Below are 21,722 nucleotides of genomic sequence, written 5' to 3'. Positions count from 1 at the left end.
CGACAATCGCCATTGCGGGAACCGCAATCCATTAACGCCGACATGTTGTCGACTCGCGACGGCCGTGTCTTTTCGCATGGCGTTGTAACGGGCCGCGGCGGTCAGGATTGCGGCGACGGGAAACCGGCGCCCGCCATTCCCGGGCAACGCGAGAGGGCGTCGGCGACGAGCCGCAACGCGCTCAGCGCGACCGTTCCGCCCGTGATGATCATTTTGGGTGACGGTGACGAACCCGACCGACCCGCGCTCCGACGGCGAGATGGCGGCTGTTGACCTCAACCGGAGTTGGGGTTGCACGCTGTTCTGGCTGGTGAGGGAGAGCGGAGGAGCGTGCGATGCGGGTGGTTCAGGCGGTCCGGTTCGGAGGTCCCGAGGTGCTGGAGCTGGCCGAGGCGCCGGATCCGGTGGCCGGGCCGGGGCAGGTGACGGTCGATGTCGAGGTCGCCGGGATGTCGTTCGTCGAAACGCAGATGCGGCGCGGCACCGACCCCTGGCATCCCCGGCCGGAACTCCCGTACGTGCCGGGCAGCCTGGTGGCCGGTCGGGTGGCCTCGGTCGGGCCGGGGGTGGATCCGGCCTGGCAGGGACGGCGCGTCATCGCCGGAACGGGGGAGGACGGCGGTTTCGCCGAACGCGCGCTGGCCGCCGTCGAGGAGCTGTTCCCGGTCCCGGACGGGCTGGGGCTGCCGGAGGCGGTCGCGCTGCACAGCGACGGCAGCACCGCGCAGGGGCTGGTCGAGGGGGCGGGGATCCGTCCCGGAGAGTGGGTGCTGGTCGAGGCGGCGGCCGGTGGCGTCGGGAGCCTGCTGGTGCAGCTGGCCCGGGCGGCGGGCGCGCGGGTCGTCGGGGCCGCCCGCGGGACGCGCAAGCTCGACCTGGTCCGCGCGCTGGGCGCCGACGCCGTCGTGGACTACTCGGAGCCGGGATGGACCGGCCGGGTGCTCGACGCGACCGGCGGGGCGGGGGTCGATGTGGTGTTCGACGGGGTCGGCGAGCCGATCGGGCCGGCCGCGTTCGAGGTGACCGCGCGCGGCGGACGGTTCTCGGTGCACGGCGCCGCCGGTGGCCGGGCGACGGTGATCGACCCGGCGGAGGCGCGGCGCCGGGGCGTGGAGGTGATCGGCATCGAGCAGCTGTTCGGCTTCGGGGCGCACGCGGTGCGGTGGGCGGAGCGGATGATGGCGCAGGCGGAGGCGGGGGTCGTGCGGCCGGTCATCGGGCAGACGTTCCCCCTGGAACGCGCCGCCGACGCCCATGCCGCGATCGAGGACCGCACCGCCCTGGGCAAGACCCTCCTGCTGCTCTGAGGGCGCCCGTGCCTCATCCGGTTCCGTGCCTCATCCGGTCCCGGGCCCGTCCAGGGCCGGAGCGATCGTGGCGAAGGCGCGGTCGGTCAGCGCGGCGGGGTCCGCGGCCCCCTCGCTGTCGCTCCACCGCTGGAGCACCAGGTCGAAGGCGGTCAGCGCCATCCCGGCGGCGAGCGGCGGGTACAGGTCGGTCGCGGGGTCGAGCCCCAGGCGGCGTGCCAGCTCCACCGCCAGGTCGTCGCGCCACTGCGCCTGGCGTTCCACGAAGCGGGCGCGCAGGGCGGGGGTCCGCAGGATCAGCCGGACCACCCCCAGCGCCTGGCCGGACCGGTCGACGCAGGTGGCCATGGAGCTCCAGACGGCGTGCCGCAGCGCCACCGAGGGCGGTTCGGCGGGGGGACGGGCCGCCAGCTCCGCGCGGATGTCGGCGCCCATGTCGCCGAGGAACCGCACGACCACGTCCTCCTTGGAGGCGAAGTGGCGGAAGAACGTCCGCCTGGACACCCCGGCGGCGGCCACGATCTGGTCGACGGTGACCGCGTCGAACCCCCTCTCGGCGAGCAGCCGCAGCGCCGCCTCGGTCAGCCCGTTCACGACGAGCCGGCGCTTGCGCTCGGCCATGGTGACGTTGGGGAGGGAATCCACGCGGCAATCGTAACGCCATGCCACCGATGGCACTCAGGATCGCATTGACACTGAGTGTCATCGGCGGGCAGGGTGAACCCCATGACCGAGCAGCGGCGCTGGAACGCCGAACAGATCCCCGACCAGACCGGACGGGTCTCCGTCGTGACCGGGGCCAACAGCGGCCTCGGCCTGGCCACCGCCCGCGCGCTCGCCCGCAGGGGCGGCCACGTGATCCTCGCCGTGCGCGACGAGGGGAAGGGGCGGCGCGCGGCCGCCCAGATCACCGCCGAGCATCCGGGGGCCCGTCTGGAGGTGCGCCGCCTCGACCTGGCCGACCTGGACGCGGTCCGCGCCTTCGCCGACCGGCTGCGCGCCGACCACCCGCGCCTGGACGTGCTCGTCAACAACGCCGGGGTGATGGCGCCGCCGCGCTCGCTGAGCGCCCAGGGCCACGAGCTGCAGTTCGCCTGCAACCACCTCGGCCACTTCGCGCTCACCGGGCTGCTGCTCGACCTGCTGACCGCCGGACGCGACCCCCGCGTGGTCACGGTGAGCTCGGTCAACCACCGCAGGGCCACCCTCCGCTTCGACGACCTGACCGGCGAGCGCGGCTACGCGCCCATGGCCTTCTACAACCAGTCCAAGCTCGCCAACGCCGTCTTCGGCTGGGAACTCCACCGGCGGCTGACCGCGGCCGGCAGCCCGGTGCGCAGCCTGCTGGCCCACCCCGGCTACACCGCCACCAACCTGCAGACGAGCGCGACGACCGGCCTGTGGCGGGTGGTGTTCGGCCGCGTCGGCAACCCGCTGTTCGCCCAGCCGCCCGCCAGGGGCGCGCTGCCCCAGCTGTACGCGGCCACCGACCCGACCGCGCGGAGCGGGGAGTTCATCGGGCCCGGCGGCCTCGCCGAACTCCGCGGCGAACCGACCCGGGTGCGGCCGTCCGCCGCGGTGACCGACCCCGGGATCGGCCGGCGCCTGTGGGAGGTGTCAGAACGGCTGACCGACGTGCGCTTCGTCCTCCCCGCCCCCGTGTGAGCGCCCGTCGAGAAGGCCGAACTCGTGGGCGCGCAGGCCCGCCTGGAAGCGGGAGTCGGCGTCCAGCAGGGTCAGGATCTCGGCGACGCGGCGGCGGTAGGTGCGCAGCGACATGTCGAGGCGGCGGGCGGCCGTCTCGTCCTTGAGACCCTCGGCGAGCAGGCGCAGGATGGCGCGGCTCTCGGCGGACAGCGCGGGCGGGCGGGTACGGCGGTGGTCGGCGAGGTCGGCGGCGGTGTCCCAGGCGGCCTCGTAGAGGGAGGCGATGTTGCGGACCACGCCGGGGGAGCGGACGACCGTGTAGTCGCGCACGCCCCGCACGGGCGGCCCGGCGAGCACGGCCAGCCGCCGGTCGATGATGATCGTTTCGTGGGGGAGCGGGGCCTGGGTGATGCGGACGCGGGCGCCGCGCGCCAGGCCCTGGAGCAGCAGGCGTTCGGACTCCTCGTCGGCCAGTGCCCGCGGGGTGTAGAGCTTGCGGACGGTGATCCGGGCGGGAAGGGGGCGCGCCGCGAGCAGTCGCGCGCGGACGCTCGGCAGCATCCAGGTGGCCGGGTCGGCGGCGGCGCAGGAGAACTCCCGGCGCGCGCCGGTGAGCAGGTGCCCCGCGCGTTCGGCGAGTTCCTCCTCGCCGCGCAGGACGACGTTCTCGTCGAGGCTCATGGCAGCAAGATGCCACGCCCTACTGCCCGGCGGAGCCCGTCGGCAGGGTGGAGGCCATGACGACGAACGACGTGTACGGCGAATGGAAGCTCGGTGACCTGCGGGTCCGGCGGATGGGGTTCGGGGCGATGCGGCTGTTCGGGGCCGGGAGCCCCGAGGGCGCGGTGGAGGTCGTGCGGCGGGCCGTGGAGCTCGGCGCCGACCACATCGACACGGCCGCGTTCTACCACCAGGGGACGGTCTCGGCCAACGAGGCGATCCGCGCGGCGGGCCTCGGCGACGAGGTGGTCGTCGCGACGAAGGTCGGACCGTACCGGGGGCCGCGGGACGCGTTCCCGACCGGGGAGCTGGCGGCCGGGGACCTGCGCGGCGAGGTCGAACGCAACCTGCGCGAATTGGGGCGCGACCGCCTGGACCTGGTGTACCTGCGGACGGGCGGCCTGGAGGAGCCGGACGGGCGGTCGATCGGGGAACGGTTCGCGGCACTGGCGCGGATGCGGGAGGAGGGGCTCGTCCGGCACCTGGGGGTGAGCCATGTGAGCGCCGCGCAGCTCGCCGAGGCGCGGGAGATCGCGCCGGTGGTGGCGGTGCAGAACCGGTTCGACATCACGAGGGAGCGGGACGCGGCGCTGCTGGAGACGTGCGAGCGGGAGGGCGTCGCGTACGTGCCGTTCTTCCCGCTGGGCGGGTTCGGGCTGCCCGACGACGCCCGGCTGCGCGAGGTGGCCGGACGGCACCGCGCGACGGTGGCGCAGGTGATGCTGGCGGCGCTGCTGGCGCTGTCCCCGGTGATGCTGGCGATCCCGGGAACGGGGTCGCTCGCCCACCTGGAGGAGAACATGGGCGCGGCGTCGCTGCGCCTCGGCGCGGACGACCTGGCGCTGCTGCGCCGCTGAACCCGCCGCCTCCGATAACCCGTTGAGCGGCTCCGCCGGGCCGGGCCATGCTGTGCCGCACCCCAGCCGAACGGAGCCGCGCCATGGACGCCCCCGCACCCCTGACCGACGAGGAACTCGACGAGATCGAGGAGGCGGCCGCGGCCGCGACACCGGGCCCCTGGCACGTCCGGCAGCTCGACGACGCCCACGCCATGGGCCTGGTCGCGGTCGGCACCGCCCCCGACACCGGCCGCGGCGAGCGCTGGCCGGACTTCGACCACGGGGAGATCGTGGCCGCCACCCTCGTCCAGGAGCCGCGCTACGTGGACGTGGCCGACGAGCGCTGGGACGAGAACGCCCGGTTCATCGCCAGGGCCCGCCAGGACGTCCCCCGCCTGGTCGCGGAGATCCGGCGCCTGCGCGGACGGCCGGACGCGACCGGCCCGGCGCGCTAACCCTCCGGGTCCTCGCCCGCCGGGCCGGAGGGCCCCGATTCCTCAGCGCGGGGCAGGGCCAGGACGAAGCGCGCCCCGGGGCGGCCGTCGCGGCGCTCGGTGACGTACAGCTCGCCGCCGTGGGCCTCGGCGATGTCGCGGGAGATCGCCAGGCCCAGGCCGGTGCCACCGGCGTCGCGGTGGCGGCCCTCGGCCAGCCGCGCGAACCGTTCGAAGATCCGGTCGCGGTCCTCGGGCCGGACGCCGGTGCCGTCGTCGACGACCTCGACGAACGCGCGGTCGCCCTCGGCCAGGACGCGGACCGTGACGGCCGCGTCGGCGTGCCGGTCGGCGTTGTCGATCAGGTTGGTCAGCACCCGGGCCAGCTCGACCCGGGTGCCGCACGCCAGGACCGGGCCGGTCGCCTCGATCGTCACCCGGGCGCGGCGGGGGCGGCGCAGCACCTCCTGGTCGGTCAGCTCGTTCAGGTCCACCGGCTCGGCCGGGGGCCGGTGGTCGGACTCCAGCCGGGCCAGCGCCAGCAGATCGTCCATGATCGCCTGGAGGCGGTCGGCGTTCCGCAGCATCGCGGCCAGGGCGTCGGGCACGTCGGCGGCGCGCGGGTCGGCCAGCGCCAGTTCCAGCTCCATCCGCAGGCCGGTCAGCGGGCTGCGCAGCTCGTGGGAGACGTCGGAGACGAACGCGCGCTGCCGGGCGACCGCCTTCTCCAGCCGGTCCAGGGTGGCGTTGACGCTGCGGGCCAGCAGGTGGACCTCGTCGCGGCGGGGCGGCTCGGGCACCCGGCGCCGCAGGTCGGTGGCGGTGATCTCGTCCAGCTCGCGGCGGATCGCGGCCACCGGCGCCAGGGCGCGGCCCGCCGACCGCCAGGCGCCCAGCCCGACCAGCCCCGCGATCAGCGGAACGCCCAGCGCGAGCGCCAGCGCCAGCCCCGGGCGCGGCAGCCAGCCGGGCTCGGTCGCCACGGCGTAGACGACGCGCCGGTCCGCGCCGCCGCCGACGCGCAGGGCCACCACGCGGAAGCAGGGGCCGCCGGGCGCGTCGATGGCGCAGCCGGTGCCGTCGCGGCGGTCGTCGTCCGGGTCGGGCTCGGGGAAGTTCACCGCGGGACGCCCGCGCATCGCCGGAACGGCGGCGACCACCCGGCGGCCCGGGTCCACCACCTGGAGCAGGTGCGACTCACCGGAGATGTCGCTGTCGAGCCGGCCCTCGCGGACCAGCACCCCGACCCGGCGGCCCTCCCGCGCCAGGTCCCTCTCCAGGCCGTCGGCCTCGGACCGCCACACCAGCGCCAGCAGCGCCAGGTACAGCGGCACCAGCAGCACCAGGGTGATCAGCACGGCCCGGACGGTGATCCGCGCCCGGAGCCTCGGATCGCACAGCAGCCGACGCCGCGGACCATGCTGGTCGGCGGACCGGAGAGCCGCCGCGTCGATGACCACCTCGTCGAGTCCCTTCCGGGGGCCTTTGTCTGGAGAGTCTTGCCTGACCTGGGCAAACGGATCCGGAGGTGATCGGTAAAAGCTCGTCCACAGGCGGCCGGAACGGGCGCCGCCGGACGGGTGTCGACCAGGGAGGGTCGCCAAGGGTGGTCGAGCGGTTACGATGCGGTTGTCTCCCCGGGCGAGTGACGCGAGGTTGCCGGTGACGGACGCGGCGGTGGTGCGGACGGCCGGGCGGCTGCCCGCCGAGGTGACCAGTTTCGTGGGACGGCGGCGCGAGCTGGCCGAGACCCGGCGGCTGTTGGAGGGCGCGCGGCTGGTGACGCTGCTGGGGCCCGGCGGCGTCGGCAAGACCCGGCTGGCGCTGCGGGTGGCGCGGGAGGCGCGGCGGTCGTTCCCCGGCGGCGTGTGCTTCGTGGACCTGGCCGCCGTGCGCGGCCCCGGCGTGCTCGCCCAGGCCGTCGCCGACGCCCTCGACCTGCGCGACCAGTCCACCCGGCCGCCGGTGGAGGTGCTGACCGGGCACGTCGCCGACCGGCGGCTGCTGCTGGTGTTCGACACCTGCGAGCACATGCTCGACGAGTGCGCGATCCTCGTGGAGGTGCTGCTGCGCGCCGGGCCGGGGGTGCGGGTGCTGGCCACCAGCCGCCAGGCCCTCGACGTCCCCGGCGAGCACACCCTGCCGGTCGCGCCGCTGGGCGGCGAGGGCGGGACCGGGGAGGCGGTGACGCTGTTCGCCGAACGCGCCGCCGCCGCGCTGCCCGGCTTCGCGGTCACCCCCGACAACCGCCCCGACGTCGAGCGCCTGTGCCGCCGCCTGGACGGCATCCCCCTGGCCATCGAGCTGGCGGCGGTGCGGCTGCGGGCGTTGCCGCTGGACCACATCGTCGCGCGGCTCGGCGACCGGTTCCTGCTGACCGGCGAGCGCCGCACCGGCCAGTCACGCCACCAGACGCTGCGCGACGCGATCGACTGGAGCCACGGGCTGTGCGCGCCCGCCGAACGCACGGCGTGGGCGCGGCTGTCGGTGTTCCCCGACGGCTGCGACCTGGCCGCCGCCGAGGCGGTGTGCGCCGGGGACGACCTGCCCGCCGGACGGGTGACCGACGTCGTCGCCGGGCTGGTGGACAAGTCGGTCCTCACCCGCGCCGACCGGCGTTACCGGATGCTGGACACGCTGCGCGAGTACGGCGCGGGGCTGCTGGCGGAACGCGGCGAGACCGGGACGGCGCGGGCCCGGTTCCGCGACCACTACCTGGCCGCCACCGGCCGGCTCGCCGCCGGCCTGTCCACCGCCGCGCAGCCGGAGTGGTTCGCCTGGACGGTCCGGGAGAGCCCCACGCTGCGCGTCCTGCTCGACCGGATGATCGACGAGGGGGACGCCGACGGGGCGCTGCGGCTGGTGGCGCGCCTGACGCCGGTGTGGTTCGCGCTCGGGCGGCTGCGCGAGGCGCGGCTGTGGGGCGACCGGGCGCTGGCGACGGCCGGCGGCGGCCCGGACGCGCGGTTCCAGGTGCTGGTCCTCAACGCGCTCGTGGCGCTGCACCAGGACGACCGCGACGCCGAGCGCGCCCTGCTGGACCGCGCCGCCGCGGTCGCCTCCGGGCCCGCCGACGTCGCCTACCTCACCCAGCTGCGCGGCACCGACGAGCTGCTCGGCGGCGACGTCGTCGCGGCGGCCCGGCTGCTGGACGAGGCCGTCGCGGAGCACCACGAGCACGGCAACCGCGACGTCATGGCGTTGAGCACCCGGCTGTACCTGGCGGGGGCGCGGCTGGTCAACGGCGACCTGGCCGGGGCGCTGGCCACCGTCCAGGAGCTGGTGGACCTCTGCCGGGCGGCGGGGGAGCGGTGGTGCCTGTCCCACGCGCTGTGGACGCGCGGCGGCGTGCGGATGTTCCTGGGGGAGACGGCGGAGGCGGAGGCGGACCTGGCCGAGGGCCTGCGGCTGGCGGTGCCCCTGGACGCCCGCGTCGCCGTCATCTCCAACCTGGAGGCCCTCGCCATGGTCGCGGTCCGGACGGCGGAGTTCGAACGCGCGGCCCGGCTGTTCGCCGCCGCCCACGTGCTGCGCGAGGCGCAGGGGCTGTCGGTGATGGCCGGGGCGTTCGAGGTCCTGCTGGAGGCGGACCTGGCGCGGGTGCGGCAGGAGCTCGGCGAGCGGGCGTTCGCCGACGCCTGGGCGGCCGGGCTCGCGATGACGGACGCCGAAAGCGTCGCCTGCGCGCTGCGGGAGACCGCGCCGCGCGCGTCCGAGCCCACCCCCGCCGGACGCCTCACCCGCCGCGAACGGGAGATCGCCGAACTGGTCGCCGAGGGCCTGTCCAACCGGGAGATCGCCGCCCGCCTGGTGATCTCCAAGCGGACGGTCGACTCCCATCTGGAGCACATCCTGGGCAAGCTCGGTTTCACCTCCCGCACCCAGGTCGCCGCCTGGGTGATCCGGGAAGGCTAGTCGAGGCCCCAGCGGGTGCGGATGGCCCGGTCCACGACGCCGAACAGCTGGTCGATCACGATGCCGATCACCAGGATCACGATCATGTAGGAGATCATGTCGGCGGTGTTGTTGAGCTCGCGGGCGTGCGACAGCAGCACGCCGAGCGAGGTGGTGTCGCCGATGATGACCAGCAGCTCGCCGGCCATCAGCGAGCGCCACGCGAACGCCCAGCCCTGCTTGAGGCCCGCCACGAACGACGGCAGCGACGCGGGCATGATCAGGTGCCGGTACAGGTTGATCCCGCGCAGGCCCATCACCTTGCCCGCGCGCAGCAGGATCGGCGGGGTGTAGTCGACGCCCGCGATCAGGCCGTTGGCGATCGACGGGGCCGCGCCCAGCACCACCACGAACAGGATCGCCTTCTCGCTGAGCTGGAACAGCAGGATCGCGAGGGGGAACCAGGCGATCGACGGCATCGTCTGCAGCCCGGTGATCAGCGAGCCGAACGCCCGCCGCAGCACCATGAACCGCGACACCAGCGCCCCGACCAGCACGCCGATCGCCACCGACACCGCGAACCCGACCAGGGCGCGCTGCATGGTCAGCCCGACCGCCGCCCAGAACGATCCGCTGGTGATCTGGTCGAAGAAGATCGGCAGGGTTTCGGTGGGGCCGGGCAGCACCCACGGGTCCTTCCACCCGCTCCACACCACCGCCTGCCAGAACAGCAGCGCGATCCCGATCGCGGCGAGCATCGGCCACGCCGCCGACCACACCCGCGTCAGCGGGGACGGCCGGGCGGTCGCCCCGGCCAGTTCCAGGGCGTCCAGGCCCGCCAGGGTGTCGGTGGGCTCGTTCTTGCGGACGTCAAGCGCCATGGCGGCCGACCTCCTCGCGCAACCGGTCGGTGATCGTCGCCGCGAGCCGCGCGACCTCGGTCGAGTCGATGCGCCGGGGGCGCTCCATCGGCACGGGGAACTCCTCCACCACGCGGCCGGGACGGCTGGACAGCAGCACCACCCGGTCGCCGAGGCGCACCGCCTCGCGGACGTTGTGGGTCACGAACAGCACGGTCAGCCCGCGCTCCCGCCAGATCCGCTCGATCTCGTCGTGCAGCAGGTCGCGGGTCATCGCGTCGAGGGCGCCGAACGGCTCGTCCATCAGCAGGACGGTGCCGCGCTCGTCGCCCTCCTCGGCCACCGTCAGCGCCAGCGCGCGGGCGAGCGCCACGCGCTGCCGCATGCCGCCCGACAGCTGGTGGGGCCGCTTCTTGGCGAAGCCGCCCAGGTGGACCGACTCCAGCAGCTCGGCGGCGCGGGCGCGGCGCTCGGACCGGGGGACGCCGCGCGTCTTGAGGGCGAGCTCGATGTTGGCGGTGACGTTCAGCCAGGGGAACAGCGCCGGTTCCTGGAACATCAGCGCCACCCGCGAGCCGCCGACGTCGATCGTCCCGGCCGACGGCGCGTCCAGGTCGGCCACCAGGTTGAGCAGGGTGGACTTGCCGCAGCCGGACGCGCCGAGCAGGCAGACGAACTCGCCGGGTGCGACGTCGAGGGATACGTGGTCCAGGGCGAGCAGCGCGCCGCTCCCGGACCCGAACGCCTTGGAGACGCCCGCGAGCCGGACCGCGGCGGCGGTCCGGCCGGGGGCGGCCGTCCCCGTGGGGAGAGCCTGTGTCATTTGTCGCTGACCTGTGCCTTTCCGCTGGCCTTCAGCACCTCGTTGAGGGGGGAGAGGTCATAGATCCCGTTCAGGTCGGTCTTGGGCAGCAGGCCCACGTCCTCGGCGTGCCGGGCGCCCTCGGTCAGCGACGAGGCGACCGGGTCGGTGGTGAACTCGATCTCCCGGAACGCCGCGTCGAGGATCTCCTGCTTGAGCGGCTTGCCCGACAGGGCGGAGAGCTGCTCGTTGACGGCCTTCTTCGCCTCGGGCTGGTTGGCGTTGATGAACTCGGTGGTCTCCACGACCGCCTGGAGCAGCTTCTTCACCTGCTCGGGGTTCTTCCTGGCGTAGTCCTGCCGCACGATCAGGTTGGTGATCACGAACTTGCCGTTCGGCCACAGCGACTTCTCGTTCAGCAGCCGCACGCCCTTGCTCTCCAGGATCAGCCGGGACGCGAACGGCTCGGGGACCCACGCGCCGTCGACGCTGCCCTGCGCGAACGTCTGGAGCGTCTGCGAGTTCTCCTGGGGGACGACCTTGACGTCGCCGGAGCCGTCCTTGTTGGCGGTCAGGCCGTTCTTCTTCAGCCAGTACCGCAGCGCCACGTCCTGGGTGTTGCCGAGCTGCGGGGTGGCGATCCGCTTGCCCTTCAGGTCCTGCGGCCCCTTGATGCCGGGCTTGACGATCAGGGAGACGCCGCCGGAGGCCGCGCCGGAGATGATGTGGACCGCCTTGCCGTGCGACTTGGACCAGGCGTTGATCGCCGGGTTGGGGCCGACGAACGTGGCGTCGACCGCGCCGGAGAACACCGCCTCGACGGCCGCCGGGCCCGCGTTGAACGACGACGCCTTCGGCGCGGCCCCCAGGTGCTTGGCGAAGATGCCCTTCTGGAGGCCGACCAGCGCGGTCGCGTGGGTGATGTTGGGGAAGTACCCGAGCCGCAGGGGCTGGGCGGCGCCGCCGCCCTTCTCCCCGGAGCCGCCGCCACAGGCGCCGAGCGTCCCCGTCGCGGCCAGAACGGTCAGGGCGGCGGCGAGCATCCGCAGGTGAGGCCTTCGGCGCATTGTCGGTATTCCCTACTAATCAAGTCGTATTGATGTGACGAGTAGACAATGTAGGTAATTCGTTCGTCAAGTCGCTTGCCGGGAACGGGTTCGTAACGGCGGTCACACCGGCCGCGTCGCGGGGCGGCGTGCCCGCCCGGCGGCGGGCGCGCGGCCTTGGATAGGCTCAGGTGTCACCAGGCACTGAGCTGTGAGGAGATGCTGTGTCGTCCATCGAGGCCGTACTCGCCCGGGAGATCCTCGACTCCCGCGGTAACCCGACCGTCGAGGTCGAGGTGCTGCTCTCCGACGGAACCGAGGCGCGCGCCGCCGTTCCGTCCGGTGCCTCCACCGGCCAGTTCGAGGCCGTCGAGCTGCGCGACGGCGGGGATCGCTACAACGGCAAGGGTGTCACCAGGGCCGTCCGGGCCGTCAACGACACCGTCGACGAGAAGCTCGTCGGCTACCCCGCCTCCGAGCAGCGCCTGATCGACCAGCTGCTCATCGACCTGGACGGGACCCCCAACAAGGCCGAGCTCGGCGCCAACGCGATCCTCGGCGTCTCGCTGGCCGTCGCCAAGGCCGCCGCCGCCTCCGCCGACCTGCCGCTGTTCCGCTACGTGGGCGGGCCGAACGCGCACCTGCTGCCCGTTCCGATGATGAACATCCTGAACGGCGGCGCGCACGCCGACACCAACGTCGACGTCCAGGAGTTCATGATCGCGCCGATCGGCGCGGGCACCTTCTCCGAGGCGCTGCGCTGGGGCACCGAGGTCTACCACGCCCTCAAGTCGGTGCTGAAGGCCAAGGGCCTGGCCACCGGCCTGGGCGACGAGGGCGGCTTCGCCCCCGAGCTGCCCAGCAACCGCGACGCCCTCGACCTGATCCTGGAGGCCGTCCGCAAGGCGGGCTTCGCCCCCGGCCGCGACATCGCGCTGGCCCTGGACGTCGCCGCGACCGAGTTCCACGAGGGCGGCGTCTACGCCTTCGAGGGCGCCAAGAAGACCGCCGACGAGATGGCCGCCTACTACGGCGACCTGCTCGCCAACTACCCCCTGGTCTCCATCGAGGACCCCCTCGACGAGGAGGACTGGGAGGGCTGGAAGAACCTGACCTCCGCCGTCGGCGACCGCGTCCAGCTCGTCGGCGACGACCTGTTCGTCACCAACCCCGAGCGGCTGGAGCGCGGCGTCCGCGAGCGCGCCGCCAACGCCCTGCTGGTCAAGGTGAACCAGATCGGCTCGCTCACCGAGACCCTCGATGCGGTCACCCTCGCCCAGACCAGCGGCTTCAAGTGCATGATGAGCCACCGGTCCGGCGAGACCGAGGACACCACCATCGCCGACCTCGCCGTCGCCACCAACTGCGGCCAGATCAAGACCGGCGCCCCCGCCCGCAGCGACCGCGTCGCCAAGTACAACCAGCTCCTGCGCATCGAGGAGCAGCTCGACGACGCCGCCCGCTACGCCGGCGCGGCCGCGTTCCCCCGCTTCACCTGGGAGGGCTGAGCCGCCCGTGGCCCGGGCCTCCGAGAACGCCGCCGCCCGCGACACCGCGGGCGGCGGCGAGCGCCGCGCCAACCCCGCGCTGACCAGCCGCGCCGCCATCCTGGCCGTGGTGGTCTGCGCCATCGCGCTGAGTCTGGCCTACCCCGTCCGGGAGTACATCGCCCAGCGCCAGGAGATCGCCGAGTTGCAGGCCGAGGAGCGCGAAGCCAGAAAACAGGTGGAACAACTCGCCCAACGCAAGCAGCAGTTGGGGGACAAGTCGTACATTGAGCGTGAGGCGAAACGGCGGCTCCACTACTGCATGCCCGGGGAGAAGTGCTACATCGTCCTGGACGGCGGCGGCGGCAACGGCCAGCAGACCTCACCGGGCGGGCCGGCGAGCAGGCCGCCGTGGTACGAGACCCTGTGGCGGTCGGTGGAGACCGCCGACCGACCGCGCTGATCGCCCGTCCCGCCGCTCGCCGGGACGGCGGCGTTCCGGGGGCCCGGCGCCCGGCGGCGCGGAGCACGAGAACATTCAGGCGGCGCGCGGACCCGCGCCGCGAGTGGGGACGAACACATGATCAGCGAACGTGACCGGGCCGCCGTCGCGGCCCAGCTCGACCGCGAGCCGCGCGGCGTCCGCCGGGTGGCCCACCGCTGCCCGTGCGGCCTGCCCGCCGTGATCGAGACGGCGCCGCGGCTGCCCGACGGCACGCCCTTCCCGACGCTGTTCTACCTGACCTGCCCGAAGGCCGCCTCGGCGATCGGGACGCTGGAGGGCGGCGGAGTCATGCGCGAGATGCAGGACCGTCTCGCCGCCGACCCGGAGCTGCGGGCGGCCTACGAGGCGGCGCACGCCGACTACCTGTCCCGCCGCGACAAGGCCGCGGTCGAGGAGGGGATCGAGCCGCTGCCCGCCGGGATGCAGAGCGCGGGCGGCATGCCCGAACGCGTCAAGTGCCTGCACGCCCTGGTCGGCCACGAGCTGGCGGTGCCGGGCGTGAACCCGTTCGGCCGGGAGGCCCTCGACCTGCTTCCCGAGTGGTGGCGGTCGGGCCCGTGCGTGTGCGTCCCCGACGACCCCGAGGAGACCCCGTGACCCGCGTAGCCGCCATCGACTGCGGAACCAACTCGGTCCGCCTCCTGATCGCCGACATCGAGGGCACGACCCTCACCGACGTCGAACGCCGCATGGAGATCGTCCGGCTGGGCCAGGACGTCGACAAGACCGGCCGCCTGGCCCCGGAGGCGCTGGAGCGCACGTTCACCGCCATGCGCGGCTACGCGAGCCTGATCCGGGAGCACGACGCCGGGAAGGTCCGCGTCGTGGCGACCAGCGCGACCCGCGACGCGGCGAACCGCTCCGACTTCGTCAACGGCGTGGTGGACATCTTCGGCGTGGTGCCCGAGGTGGTCAGCGGCGATGAGGAGGCGCACCTGTCGTTCCTCGGCGCGACCCGCGAGCTGGCGTCGCTGCGTCCGGCCCGCCCCTACCTGGTGGTGGACATCGGCGGCGGCTCCACCGAGTTCGTCCTCGGCTCCTCCGACGTCGAGGCCGCGATCTCGGTCGACATCGGCTGCGTCCGCATGACCGAACGCCACCTCACCGACGGCGACCCGCCCACCCCCGACCAGATCACCGCCGCGGCCGCCGACATCGACGAGGCCCTGGCGCGGGTCCGCGCGAGGGTCCCGGTCGACGAGGCCCGGACCCTGGTGGGCCTGGCCGGGTCGGTCACGACCGTCGCCGGGATCGCCCTGGACCTGCCGGAGTACGACTCGGCCCGGATCCACCTGTCGCGCATCACCGCGACCCAGGTCCACGAGGCGACCCGCGACCTCCTGCACGCGACCCGCGCGGAACGCGCCGCGATCGGCGTGATGCACCCGGGCCGGGTGGACGTGATCGGGGCGGGCGCTCTGATCCTGGACCGCGTCATGCGCGAGTACGGCTTCGGCGCGGTGGTGGTAAGCGAGCACGACATTCTGGACGGAATCGCCTGGTCCCTGGCCTAGTCGCCCCCCGGCGCGCGCGCCGTCCGTTCTTTTTCTCGCTGGTGGAGGCAACGGACCGGGAAAGCGTCGGTTGCTGAAGGGGCGGGTGGGAAACGTCTCCCGGCGGTCGAACCGATCGGGGGGAACGATGAGAGGTCTCGCGCTCGCCGCCGTCGCGGCGATGCTGCCGATGACGCTGATATCCGGAAACGCTCGCGCGGCCGACAGGGTCCGCGAGGAGACCATCGGACCGGGCGCCTCCGCCGTCGAAGGCGGGGTGGTCGTCCTGGACAACGTCATCCGCGGGACGGGGCCGTGGAAACGGATGACCTTCCCGTTCGTCGTGCACGAGGCGCCCGACGCCAAGGGCTACTTCTTCGCCCGGCAGTTCGGCTTCGCCGGGGCGCGGCACGGCGGGCACGCCGGACTCCGGCCGCGGCCGGGCGGGAAGATGGCGGCGGTGTTCGCCGCGTCCGGCCCGGGGGTCACCGCCGTCGACACCAAGCACTGCAAGGCCGCCGCGACCGGACCGGACACCGCCAAGAGCGACGCCACGCAGCCGGACACCACGCGGCCGGACGCCACGCGGCCGGAGACCACCGAGACGGACGCCACCAAGACGGGCGCCACCAAGACGGACGCCACGCAGACCGAGGTCACCAAGATGGACGCCACCGAGAGCGGCGCGACCAAGACCGAGGTCACCAAGAGCGACACCACCCAGACGGAGACCACCCAGACCGACACCACCCAGACCGAGACCACCCAGACGGAGACCGCCCAGGCCGACGCCGAGGCCGACTCCCGGCCGATCGACACCGACAAGGTCGTGGTCCCCGAGGACGGCGCCATCAAGGTGAGCCTGGGCAAGCACGGTCTCGTCGAGGTGCACCCCGGCGTCGTCCAGATCACCGAGGACGGCGCCATCAAGGTGGACCTGGCCGGTCTCGGTCTCGTCGAGGTGGACCCCGGCAAGGAGGAGGTCGTCACGGCCGGCCCCGTCCGGGTGGACCTGGGCGGGCTCCTGCGTTCCCTCCGGGTGGACCCCGGCGGGGCGGACGCCGTCCGGGCGGGCCTCGCCGCGGCCGACGAGAGCGCCGACCAGAGTGCGGACCAGAGTGCCGACCAGGGCGGCGTCACCTGCACCCTGGAGGGGCTCGAACTGAAGCGCGGGCACCGGTACGAGATCACCGTGGCCAAGGACGACGCGGCGCCGGCCGCGCCGACGGAGCGGGCGGACCGGGCGGTCTGGCGCGCGACCCTGCGGGACGCCGGCGACTCCGCGGCGCGGGCCCGGGAGATCGGGGCGTGGAGCGTTCCGGCGTCCCACGGGGACCTGCGGGGACGGGTCGGCGGGTTCATCGCCTACGACGAGGGCGCGTCCCGGTGCGGGAGGCTCCCCTACGCCGACGTGACCTTCAAGGCGCCCAAGGTCGACGGGGGCACCGCCATCGCCGCCTCCAGCCGTTCCCACGGCGCCTGCGCGGACCGGGGCGGGTACTCCAGCTTCATCATCGGCGGCGACCACCGGCTCAAGGTCGGCGACCGGAAGCCGGCCGAGCGCCCGCGGTGGTTCGACGCCCGCCCGTCAGCGCTTGAGGAGCGAGAGCAGGGCCGGGATCAGAACGGCGTTGGGGTTCTGCTGCGGGACATACAGAACTGGATTGGCGTTGCTGGACTGCTGGATCCAGACACGGCCGTTCTCGAGGACCGCGCCGGAGATGGTGGACCAGCTGAGTGAGACGCGGTTGCCCCTGACCCCGCCCGGATGGACCGTGAGCCCTTGGGCGACGTCCACCGACTCGCCCGCCCGCACCCGGCTCGCCAGCTCGGCGACCAGGCGCTGTTCCGCGTGGTGGTGGCACAGGTCCACCAGCCGCTGCCACAGGCGTTCGGGGTCGGTGGTGTGGCCCGAGTCGTCGAGCACCACCTCGACCCTCGGGCCCCCGTGGAACGGATGGCGGCCCGCCTGGAAGATCCACTGGACGCCGGGCGGGCGGCCGTGGCCGCCGGGGACGTGGGCGGCCCAGTAGGCCACCCACTCCACGTGGGTCCAGGCCAGCGACGTGTGGCCGTAGGCGACCACCTGGTCGTCGGCGTGCAGGAGCAGGCCGCGGACCGACGCGTCGACGGCGCCGGGGAACGGCTGGCGGCGCTGGCCCCAGCCGTGGCCGTAGGGGGAGGGGTCGGGCTGCCGGCGCGGCGCGGACTCGGGGACGCGGGGCGGAGGGTTGAGGTGCTGGGTCCAGCCCTGGCCGTCCCACCAGCGCAGGCTGCCGCTGCCGTAGGGGTCGGGATACCAGCCGGGACGAGCCAAGGCGTGCCTCCGCAACACACGGTGGAGCCGGTCTCCCCACCCCCCGACCACCGGCCAGGGGCATGGTACCGAGAGACGGGCGTCGGCTTCCGGGCCTTGCCCGGTACTCCCAGGGCACGCGGTGCTCGCCATCCCGGAACGCGGTGACGGCCACGTCCGCGACGTGGCGCGGCGGCCGCGGCGAGCCGGGCGGGCGCGGTCGGCCGAGGTCCGGGCCTCCCTCGCCCGCACCGGGAACGAGCCGCCGGAGGCGGTGGAGAGGGCGCGCGGCGCACACCGGCGGCCGCCCGGGCGACGAGGGACGTCTACCCCGGCCGATCCGGTGTTCCATCGGACGGGTGACAGGATCGAGGCATGACGAACGCTCCCTTCGTGCCGCCCGGAACGGGGTGGCCGGGCGATCCGGCGGCCCCGGACACGCCCGTCGCGACCACGGCCGAGGAGGTCGCCGGGCTCGCCGCGTCCGCCCCCGGCCTGTCCGAGCTGTGCGCCCGCCAGTCGGTGTGCCGGGCCTGCGACCGGCTGGTCGCCTGGCGGGAGAAGGTGGCGGTGGAGCGCCGCCGCGCGTTCCTCGACGAGGAGTACTGGGGAAGGCCTGTCGCCGGGTGGGGCGACCCCGAACCGAAGATCATGATCGTGGGGCTGGCCCCGGCCGCGCACGGCGGGAACCGCACCGGGCGGATCTTCACCGGGGACCGGTCGGGGGACTGGCTGTTCGCCTCGCTGCACCGGGTGGGCCTGGCCGCGCGGCCGACCAGCGTCCGGGCCGGGGACGGGCAGCGGCTCATCGGCACCCGCATGGCCGCGACCGTGCGGTGCGCGCCGCCCGACAACAAGCCGACCCCCGGCGAACGCGACACCTGCCTGCCCTGGCTCGCCCGGGAGATCGCCGAGGTCGTCCCCAGCGTGCGGTGCTATGTGATGCTCGGCGGGTTCGCCTGGCAGGGGGTGTGGCCCGCGCTGCGGCGGGCGGGGTACGAGCTGCCCCGGCCGCGGCCGAAGTTCGGGCACGGCGTTGAGACGGAGATCACGCCGCCGGAACCGGCCACCGGTCCGGTCACGTTGCTGGGCTGCTACCACCCGAGCCAGCAGAACACCTTCACCGGCCGCGTGACCGAGGAGATGCTGGACGCCGTGTTCGCCCGCGCCCGGACGATCGCCGGGGCGGGCTGATCGGCACCCCGGACCGGCGGCGGGGCAGGGCCAGGTCAAGCGGCCGGGCCGGGGCGGCCCGCCCCCGTGCCGGCCGCCCCGTGTCCCTGGCCGCTTGACGCCCCCGTCGGGCCCTGTCCCGCCGCCGTCTTCCGGTGGTGTACTGGGTGAGATGCCGGAGAGGACCGAGTTGTTCGCGGGAAAGTGAGATTCTCTGCGGGCCGTCCGCCGCCCCCCTGCCGGGTGAGGGTCGCCGCTATGGGGGTAACGGTCCCGTTATGCCTCCTGAGCGAACCCCTGAGAACGCCAAGCACATCGTGATCGTGGGTGGTGGGTACGTCGGCATGTACACCGCCCTCCGCCTGCAGAAGAAGCTGCGCGGCGAGCTGAAGCGCGGCGAGGTCGCGATCACCGTCATCGACCCGCAGTCCTACATGACCTACCAGCCGTTCCTGCCGGAGGCCGCCGCCGGGAACCTGGAGCCCCGGCACGTGGTCGCGCCGCTGCGCAAGGTCCTGCACCGCTGCCGGATCCGCAACGGCTTCGTCACCCGCATCGACGACGCCCGCAGGTGCGTCACCTACTGCCCCGCCGGATCGGACGGCCAGGTCCAGCAGGAGATCCACTACGACTTCCTGGTGGTCGCCGCCGGATCGGTGTCGCGGCTGCTGCCGATCCCCGGCCTCAGCGAGTGCGGCATCGGCTTCAAGACCGTCGAGGAGGCGATCTACCTGCGCAACCACGTGCTGCGCCAGCTCGACATCGCCGCCTCCAACGAGGACGAGAAGGTCCGCCGCCGCGCGCTGACGTTCGTGTTCGTCGGCGCGGGCTTCGCCGGGGTCGAGGCCCTGGCCGAACTGGAGGACATGGCCCGCGACGCGCTGAAGTGGTACCCGACGCTCCGCGCCGAGGACATGCGCTGGGTGATGGTCGAGGCCACCGACCGGATCCTGCCCGAGGTCGGGCCGGAGATGGGCACCTGGACCGCCGAGGCGCTGCGCCGCCGCGGCATCGAGATCCGGACCGGGACGCTGCTGAAGTCCGCCGAGAACCATCGCGTCGTGCTCAGCGACGGCGAGGAGTTCGACACCGGGACGCTGGTGTGGACCGCGGGCGTCAAGGCCCACCCGGTCGTGCGCCGCAGCGACCTGCCCATCGACGACAAGGGGCGCGTCATCGCCACCGCCGAGCTCACCGTCGAGGGGAGGGAACGCGTCTACGCCGCCGGCGACAACGCCCGCGTCCCCGACCTCACCGACACCGGCGACTACTGCGCCCCCAACGCCCAGCACGCCGTCCGCCAGGCCAGGCGGCTCGCCGACAACATCGTGGCCGACTACCGGGGCAGGCCCCGCAAGCCCTACGTGCACGCCTACGTCGGGTCGGTCGCCGGGCTCGGGCTGCACAAGGGCGTGGCGAACGTCTACGGCGTGAAGTTGCGCGGGCTTCTCGCGTGGTTCATGCACCGCACCTACCATCTGTCCCGGATGCCGACGACGAACCGCAAGATGCGCGTCACGGCGGACTGGACGCTGGCGTTCCTGTTCCGCCGTGAGATCGTGTCGCTGGGGGAACTCGAACACCCCCGCGAGGAGTTCGAACTGGCAAGCAAGGGGGACTAGCGGAGCGTCGCCGCCGCCCCCGGACCGACCATGAAGGGGGTGTCCGCGCCCGGTGCACGATGGTGTCGCCTCCCGGCTCGCGCCGCTGCTCACCCGCGTCCTGCTCGGTGAGGAGAACGCCGCTCCGGCCGCCGCCGACGAGCTGCCGGTCCAGGTCCGCGCCTGGGACGGCAGCGTGGTCGGCCCCGCCGGAGCGCCCGCGTTCGTCATCCGGCACCGCCGCGCCCTGCGCCGCCTGCTGTGGAAGCCGGGCGAGATGGGCCTGGTCCGCGCCTACGTCGCGGGCGAGCTGGACATCGAGGGCGACGTGTTCGCCGCGCTCGACGCGGTGCAGCGGATGATGCGCAGCGGCGACGAGCCGATCCGGCTGTCCAGCGACGACAAGCGCGAGATCGTCCGGACGGCCGTCATGCTCGGCGCGGTCGGCCCCGAGCCGAAGCCCCCGGCCGAGGAGTTCCCGGCCGGCCGGGCCGACGGCGAGGTCACCGGCCCGCTCGACGCGTCGCCGGAGTTCTTCACCCGGATGCTGGGCCCGTCGCTGGCGCACGGCACCGGGCTGTGGGACCAGGCCGTCGACCTGACGGACGCGCAGCGCGCCGCGCTGGAGGCCGCCGCCGAGCGCCTCGGACTGTTCCCCGGCGCTCGGCTGCTGGACCTGAACGCCGGATGGGGCGCGTTCGCCCTGCACGCCGCGCGCGCCTGCGACGTGCGCGTCGTCGCCCTCACCCGCACCCACCGCCAGGCCGAGCACCTGCGCGAACGCGCCGCCGCCGCGGGCCTGGCCGACCGGATCGACCCGCGTGCCTGGGACCTGGACGCCGCGGGCGACGGCCCCTACGACGCCATCGTGGACCTGGCCGGGGTCGAGACCGCCGACCGCGACACTGCCCGCCTGTACGGGCTGCTGGCCCCGACCGGCCGGCTGCTGCTGCGGGTCCAGGCCCGCCGCCCCGGCCCCCACCAGATCAGGCGCACCTTCACCACCAGCTACATGTTCCCCGAGGACGGCGGGCTGCGGCCCCTCGGCGAGATCGTCTCCGACGTGGAGGCGGCCGGGCTGGAGGTCCGCACCGTCGGCGCGCTGCGCGAGCACCACGCCCGCACCCTGCGCTCCTGGGCCGCGAACCTGCAACGCCACTGGGCCGAGGCCGCCGAGCTCGCCGGGCCCGGCCACGCCCGGGTGTGGCTGCTGTACCTGGCGGCGTCGGCGCTGGCGTGCGAGAGCGGCCGGGTCGGCGTCCACGAGATCTGCGCCGTCCGCCGCGACCACGACGGCCGGGCGGGCGCGACGCTGGTCGAAGGGCGCGCGGTCGTCAGCCGTTGAACCGGCGTTCTTCCGGTTTCCGGAAGGAACGGCCGGAAAAACGTCGACCGCGGGGGCCCGCGCGTTCCGGGAACCGCGGGCGGGCCGTGGCACGGGGCGGCACAAATGCGGTCTCAGTCGAATATCCGCTGCTTGAAGGGTCAATCGCTCCCGGTATGCTGTCGCCGCCCCTGTAGCCCAACGGCAGAGGCGAGCTCCCTAAAAGAGCTACGGGTGTCGGTTCGAATCCGACCAGGGGCACCGACCCGGCTGCGCGGCCGGAAGGTTCCGGCC

General features: G+C 74.1%; 19 protein-coding genes and 1 tRNA gene. 13 read left to right on the top strand and 7 right to left on the bottom strand.

The annotated features are described in order from the left end of the window. Positions 1-335 precede the first annotated feature (335 nt). Entirely contained in the window at positions 336-1,307 is a 972-nt protein-coding gene (locus AKI01S_RS24005; protein WP_067822225.1) for a zinc-binding dehydrogenase, read from the top strand. Between the two features lie 30 nt (positions 1,308-1,337). On the opposite strand, the gene AKI01S_RS24000 is transcribed toward AKI01S_RS24005, so the two are convergent. Continuing rightward, on the bottom strand, positions 1,338-1,952 hold the full coding sequence (locus AKI01S_RS24000) for a TetR family transcriptional regulator (RefSeq protein WP_218009788.1): 615 nt from the start codon (positions 1,950-1,952) through the stop codon (positions 1,338-1,340). An 81-nt stretch (positions 1,953-2,033) separates the two neighbouring features. On the opposite strand from AKI01S_RS24000, the gene AKI01S_RS23995 reads away from it, so the two are divergent. Continuing rightward, positions 2,034-2,972 (top strand): oxidoreductase, encoded by a 939-nt coding sequence (locus AKI01S_RS23995; protein WP_067822274.1) that lies wholly within the window; start codon positions 2,034-2,036, stop codon positions 2,970-2,972. On the opposite strand, the gene AKI01S_RS23990 is transcribed toward AKI01S_RS23995, so the two are convergent. Further along, positions 2,925-3,635 (bottom strand): helix-turn-helix domain-containing protein, encoded by a 711-nt coding sequence (locus tag AKI01S_RS23990; RefSeq protein WP_067822222.1) that lies wholly within the window; start codon positions 3,633-3,635, stop codon positions 2,925-2,927. The two genes, AKI01S_RS23995 and AKI01S_RS23990, sit on opposite strands and share 48 nt — an antisense overlap. 56 nt (positions 3,636-3,691) lie before the next feature. Between AKI01S_RS23990 and AKI01S_RS23985 the strand changes: the two genes are divergently transcribed. Continuing rightward, a complete protein-coding gene (locus tag AKI01S_RS23985; RefSeq protein ID WP_067822268.1) occupies positions 3,692-4,531 on the top strand; it encodes an aldo/keto reductase in 840 nt (279 codons plus the stop codon). Positions 4,532-4,614: 83 nt separating this feature from the next. Next, positions 4,615-4,968 (top strand): hypothetical protein, encoded by a 354-nt coding sequence (locus AKI01S_RS23980; protein ID WP_067822219.1) that lies wholly within the window; start codon positions 4,615-4,617, stop codon positions 4,966-4,968. Here AKI01S_RS23980 and AKI01S_RS53650 read toward each other — a convergent pair. Beyond that, positions 4,965-6,305, bottom strand: coding sequence for a sensor histidine kinase (locus tag AKI01S_RS53650; RefSeq protein WP_281186138.1), 1,341 nt, complete (start codon positions 6,303-6,305; stop codon positions 4,965-4,967). The genes AKI01S_RS23980 and AKI01S_RS53650 overlap by 4 nt on opposite strands. Before the next feature lie 304 nt (positions 6,306-6,609). Between AKI01S_RS53650 and AKI01S_RS53645 the strand changes: the two genes are divergently transcribed. Continuing rightward, positions 6,610-8,862, top strand: coding sequence for a LuxR C-terminal-related transcriptional regulator (locus tag AKI01S_RS53645; RefSeq protein WP_067822216.1), 2,253 nt, complete (start codon positions 6,610-6,612; stop codon positions 8,860-8,862). Here AKI01S_RS53645 and AKI01S_RS23965 read toward each other — a convergent pair. Genes AKI01S_RS23965 through AKI01S_RS23955 form a run of 3 tightly spaced genes read right to left on the bottom strand, consistent with a single transcriptional unit; the run spans position 8,859 to position 11,570 of the window. Next, a complete protein-coding gene (locus AKI01S_RS23965) occupies positions 8,859-9,722 on the bottom strand; it encodes an ABC transporter permease (RefSeq protein WP_067822213.1) in 864 nt (287 codons plus the stop codon). The genes AKI01S_RS53645 and AKI01S_RS23965 overlap by 4 nt on opposite strands. Further along, complete coding sequence (locus AKI01S_RS23960) at positions 9,712-10,524, bottom strand: ABC transporter ATP-binding protein (RefSeq protein ID WP_067822211.1); 813 nt, start codon at positions 10,522-10,524, stop codon at positions 9,712-9,714. The genes AKI01S_RS23965 and AKI01S_RS23960 overlap by 11 nt, the downstream gene beginning before the upstream one ends. Then, positions 10,521-11,570, bottom strand: a complete 1,050-nt coding sequence (locus AKI01S_RS23955; protein ID WP_067822208.1) for an ABC transporter substrate-binding protein — start codon at positions 11,568-11,570, stop codon at positions 10,521-10,523. The genes AKI01S_RS23960 and AKI01S_RS23955 overlap by 4 nt, the downstream gene beginning before the upstream one ends. Positions 11,571-11,773: 203 nt before the next feature. Between AKI01S_RS23955 and eno the strand changes: the two genes are divergently transcribed. From eno to AKI01S_RS23935, 4 genes are all read left to right on the top strand, one after another. Next, positions 11,774-13,057, top strand: a complete 1,284-nt coding sequence (gene eno / locus AKI01S_RS23950) for a phosphopyruvate hydratase (protein WP_067822205.1) — start codon at positions 11,774-11,776, stop codon at positions 13,055-13,057. A 7-nt stretch (positions 13,058-13,064) separates the two neighbouring features. Then, positions 13,065-13,499: an FtsB family cell division protein gene (locus AKI01S_RS23945; protein ID WP_084000158.1), complete on the top strand. Its 435-nt coding sequence runs from the start codon at positions 13,065-13,067 to the stop codon at positions 13,497-13,499. A gap of 117 nt (positions 13,500-13,616) precedes the next feature. Further along, the gene (locus tag AKI01S_RS23940) at positions 13,617-14,138 is read left to right on the top strand and encodes a DUF501 domain-containing protein (protein ID WP_067822200.1); all 522 of its coding nucleotides are present in this window, start codon (positions 13,617-13,619) and stop codon (positions 14,136-14,138) included. Continuing rightward, a complete protein-coding gene (locus AKI01S_RS23935; RefSeq protein ID WP_067822196.1) occupies positions 14,135-15,055 on the top strand; it encodes a Ppx/GppA phosphatase family protein in 921 nt (306 codons plus the stop codon). Before AKI01S_RS23940 ends, AKI01S_RS23935 begins: the two co-directional genes overlap by 4 nt. Positions 15,056-16,622: 1,567 nt before the next feature. Here the strand turns inward: AKI01S_RS23935 and AKI01S_RS49410 are convergent. Beyond that, positions 16,623-17,351 carry a DUF2510 domain-containing protein gene (locus AKI01S_RS49410; RefSeq protein WP_169814003.1) on the bottom strand — a complete coding sequence of 243 codons (729 nt, stop codon included), beginning with the start codon at positions 17,349-17,351 and terminating at the stop codon, positions 16,623-16,625. Positions 17,352-17,705: 354 nt separating this feature from the next. On the opposite strand from AKI01S_RS49410, the gene AKI01S_RS23925 reads away from it, so the two are divergent. The 4 genes from AKI01S_RS23925 (at position 17,706) to AKI01S_RS23910 (ending at position 21,689) form a co-directional block, all read left to right on the top strand. Further along, positions 17,706-18,524, top strand: a complete 819-nt coding sequence (locus AKI01S_RS23925) for a uracil-DNA glycosylase (RefSeq protein WP_067822190.1) — start codon at positions 17,706-17,708, stop codon at positions 18,522-18,524. A gap of 257 nt (positions 18,525-18,781) precedes the next feature. Beyond that, positions 18,782-20,125 carry an NAD(P)/FAD-dependent oxidoreductase gene (locus tag AKI01S_RS23920; protein WP_067822187.1) on the top strand — a complete coding sequence of 448 codons (1,344 nt, stop codon included), beginning with the start codon at positions 18,782-18,784 and terminating at the stop codon, positions 20,123-20,125. 52 nt (positions 20,126-20,177) lie between these two features. Further along, positions 20,178-21,449 carry a class I SAM-dependent methyltransferase gene (locus AKI01S_RS23915; RefSeq protein ID WP_084000154.1) on the top strand — a complete coding sequence of 424 codons (1,272 nt, stop codon included), beginning with the start codon at positions 20,178-20,180 and terminating at the stop codon, positions 21,447-21,449. Positions 21,450-21,615: 166 nt separating this feature from the next. Then, positions 21,616-21,689: transfer RNA gene (locus tag AKI01S_RS23910), tRNA-Leu, on the top strand. Positions 21,690-21,722: the final 33 nt, after the last annotated feature.

This window comes from Actinomadura kijaniata NBRC 14229, assembly GCF_001552175.1.
GTDB classification, from domain to species: domain Bacteria; phylum Actinomycetota; class Actinomycetes; order Streptosporangiales; family Streptosporangiaceae; genus Spirillospora; species Spirillospora kijaniata.
Note: the sequence above shows the minus strand (reverse complement) of the source record. Positions and strands in the feature narration are given on the sequence as shown.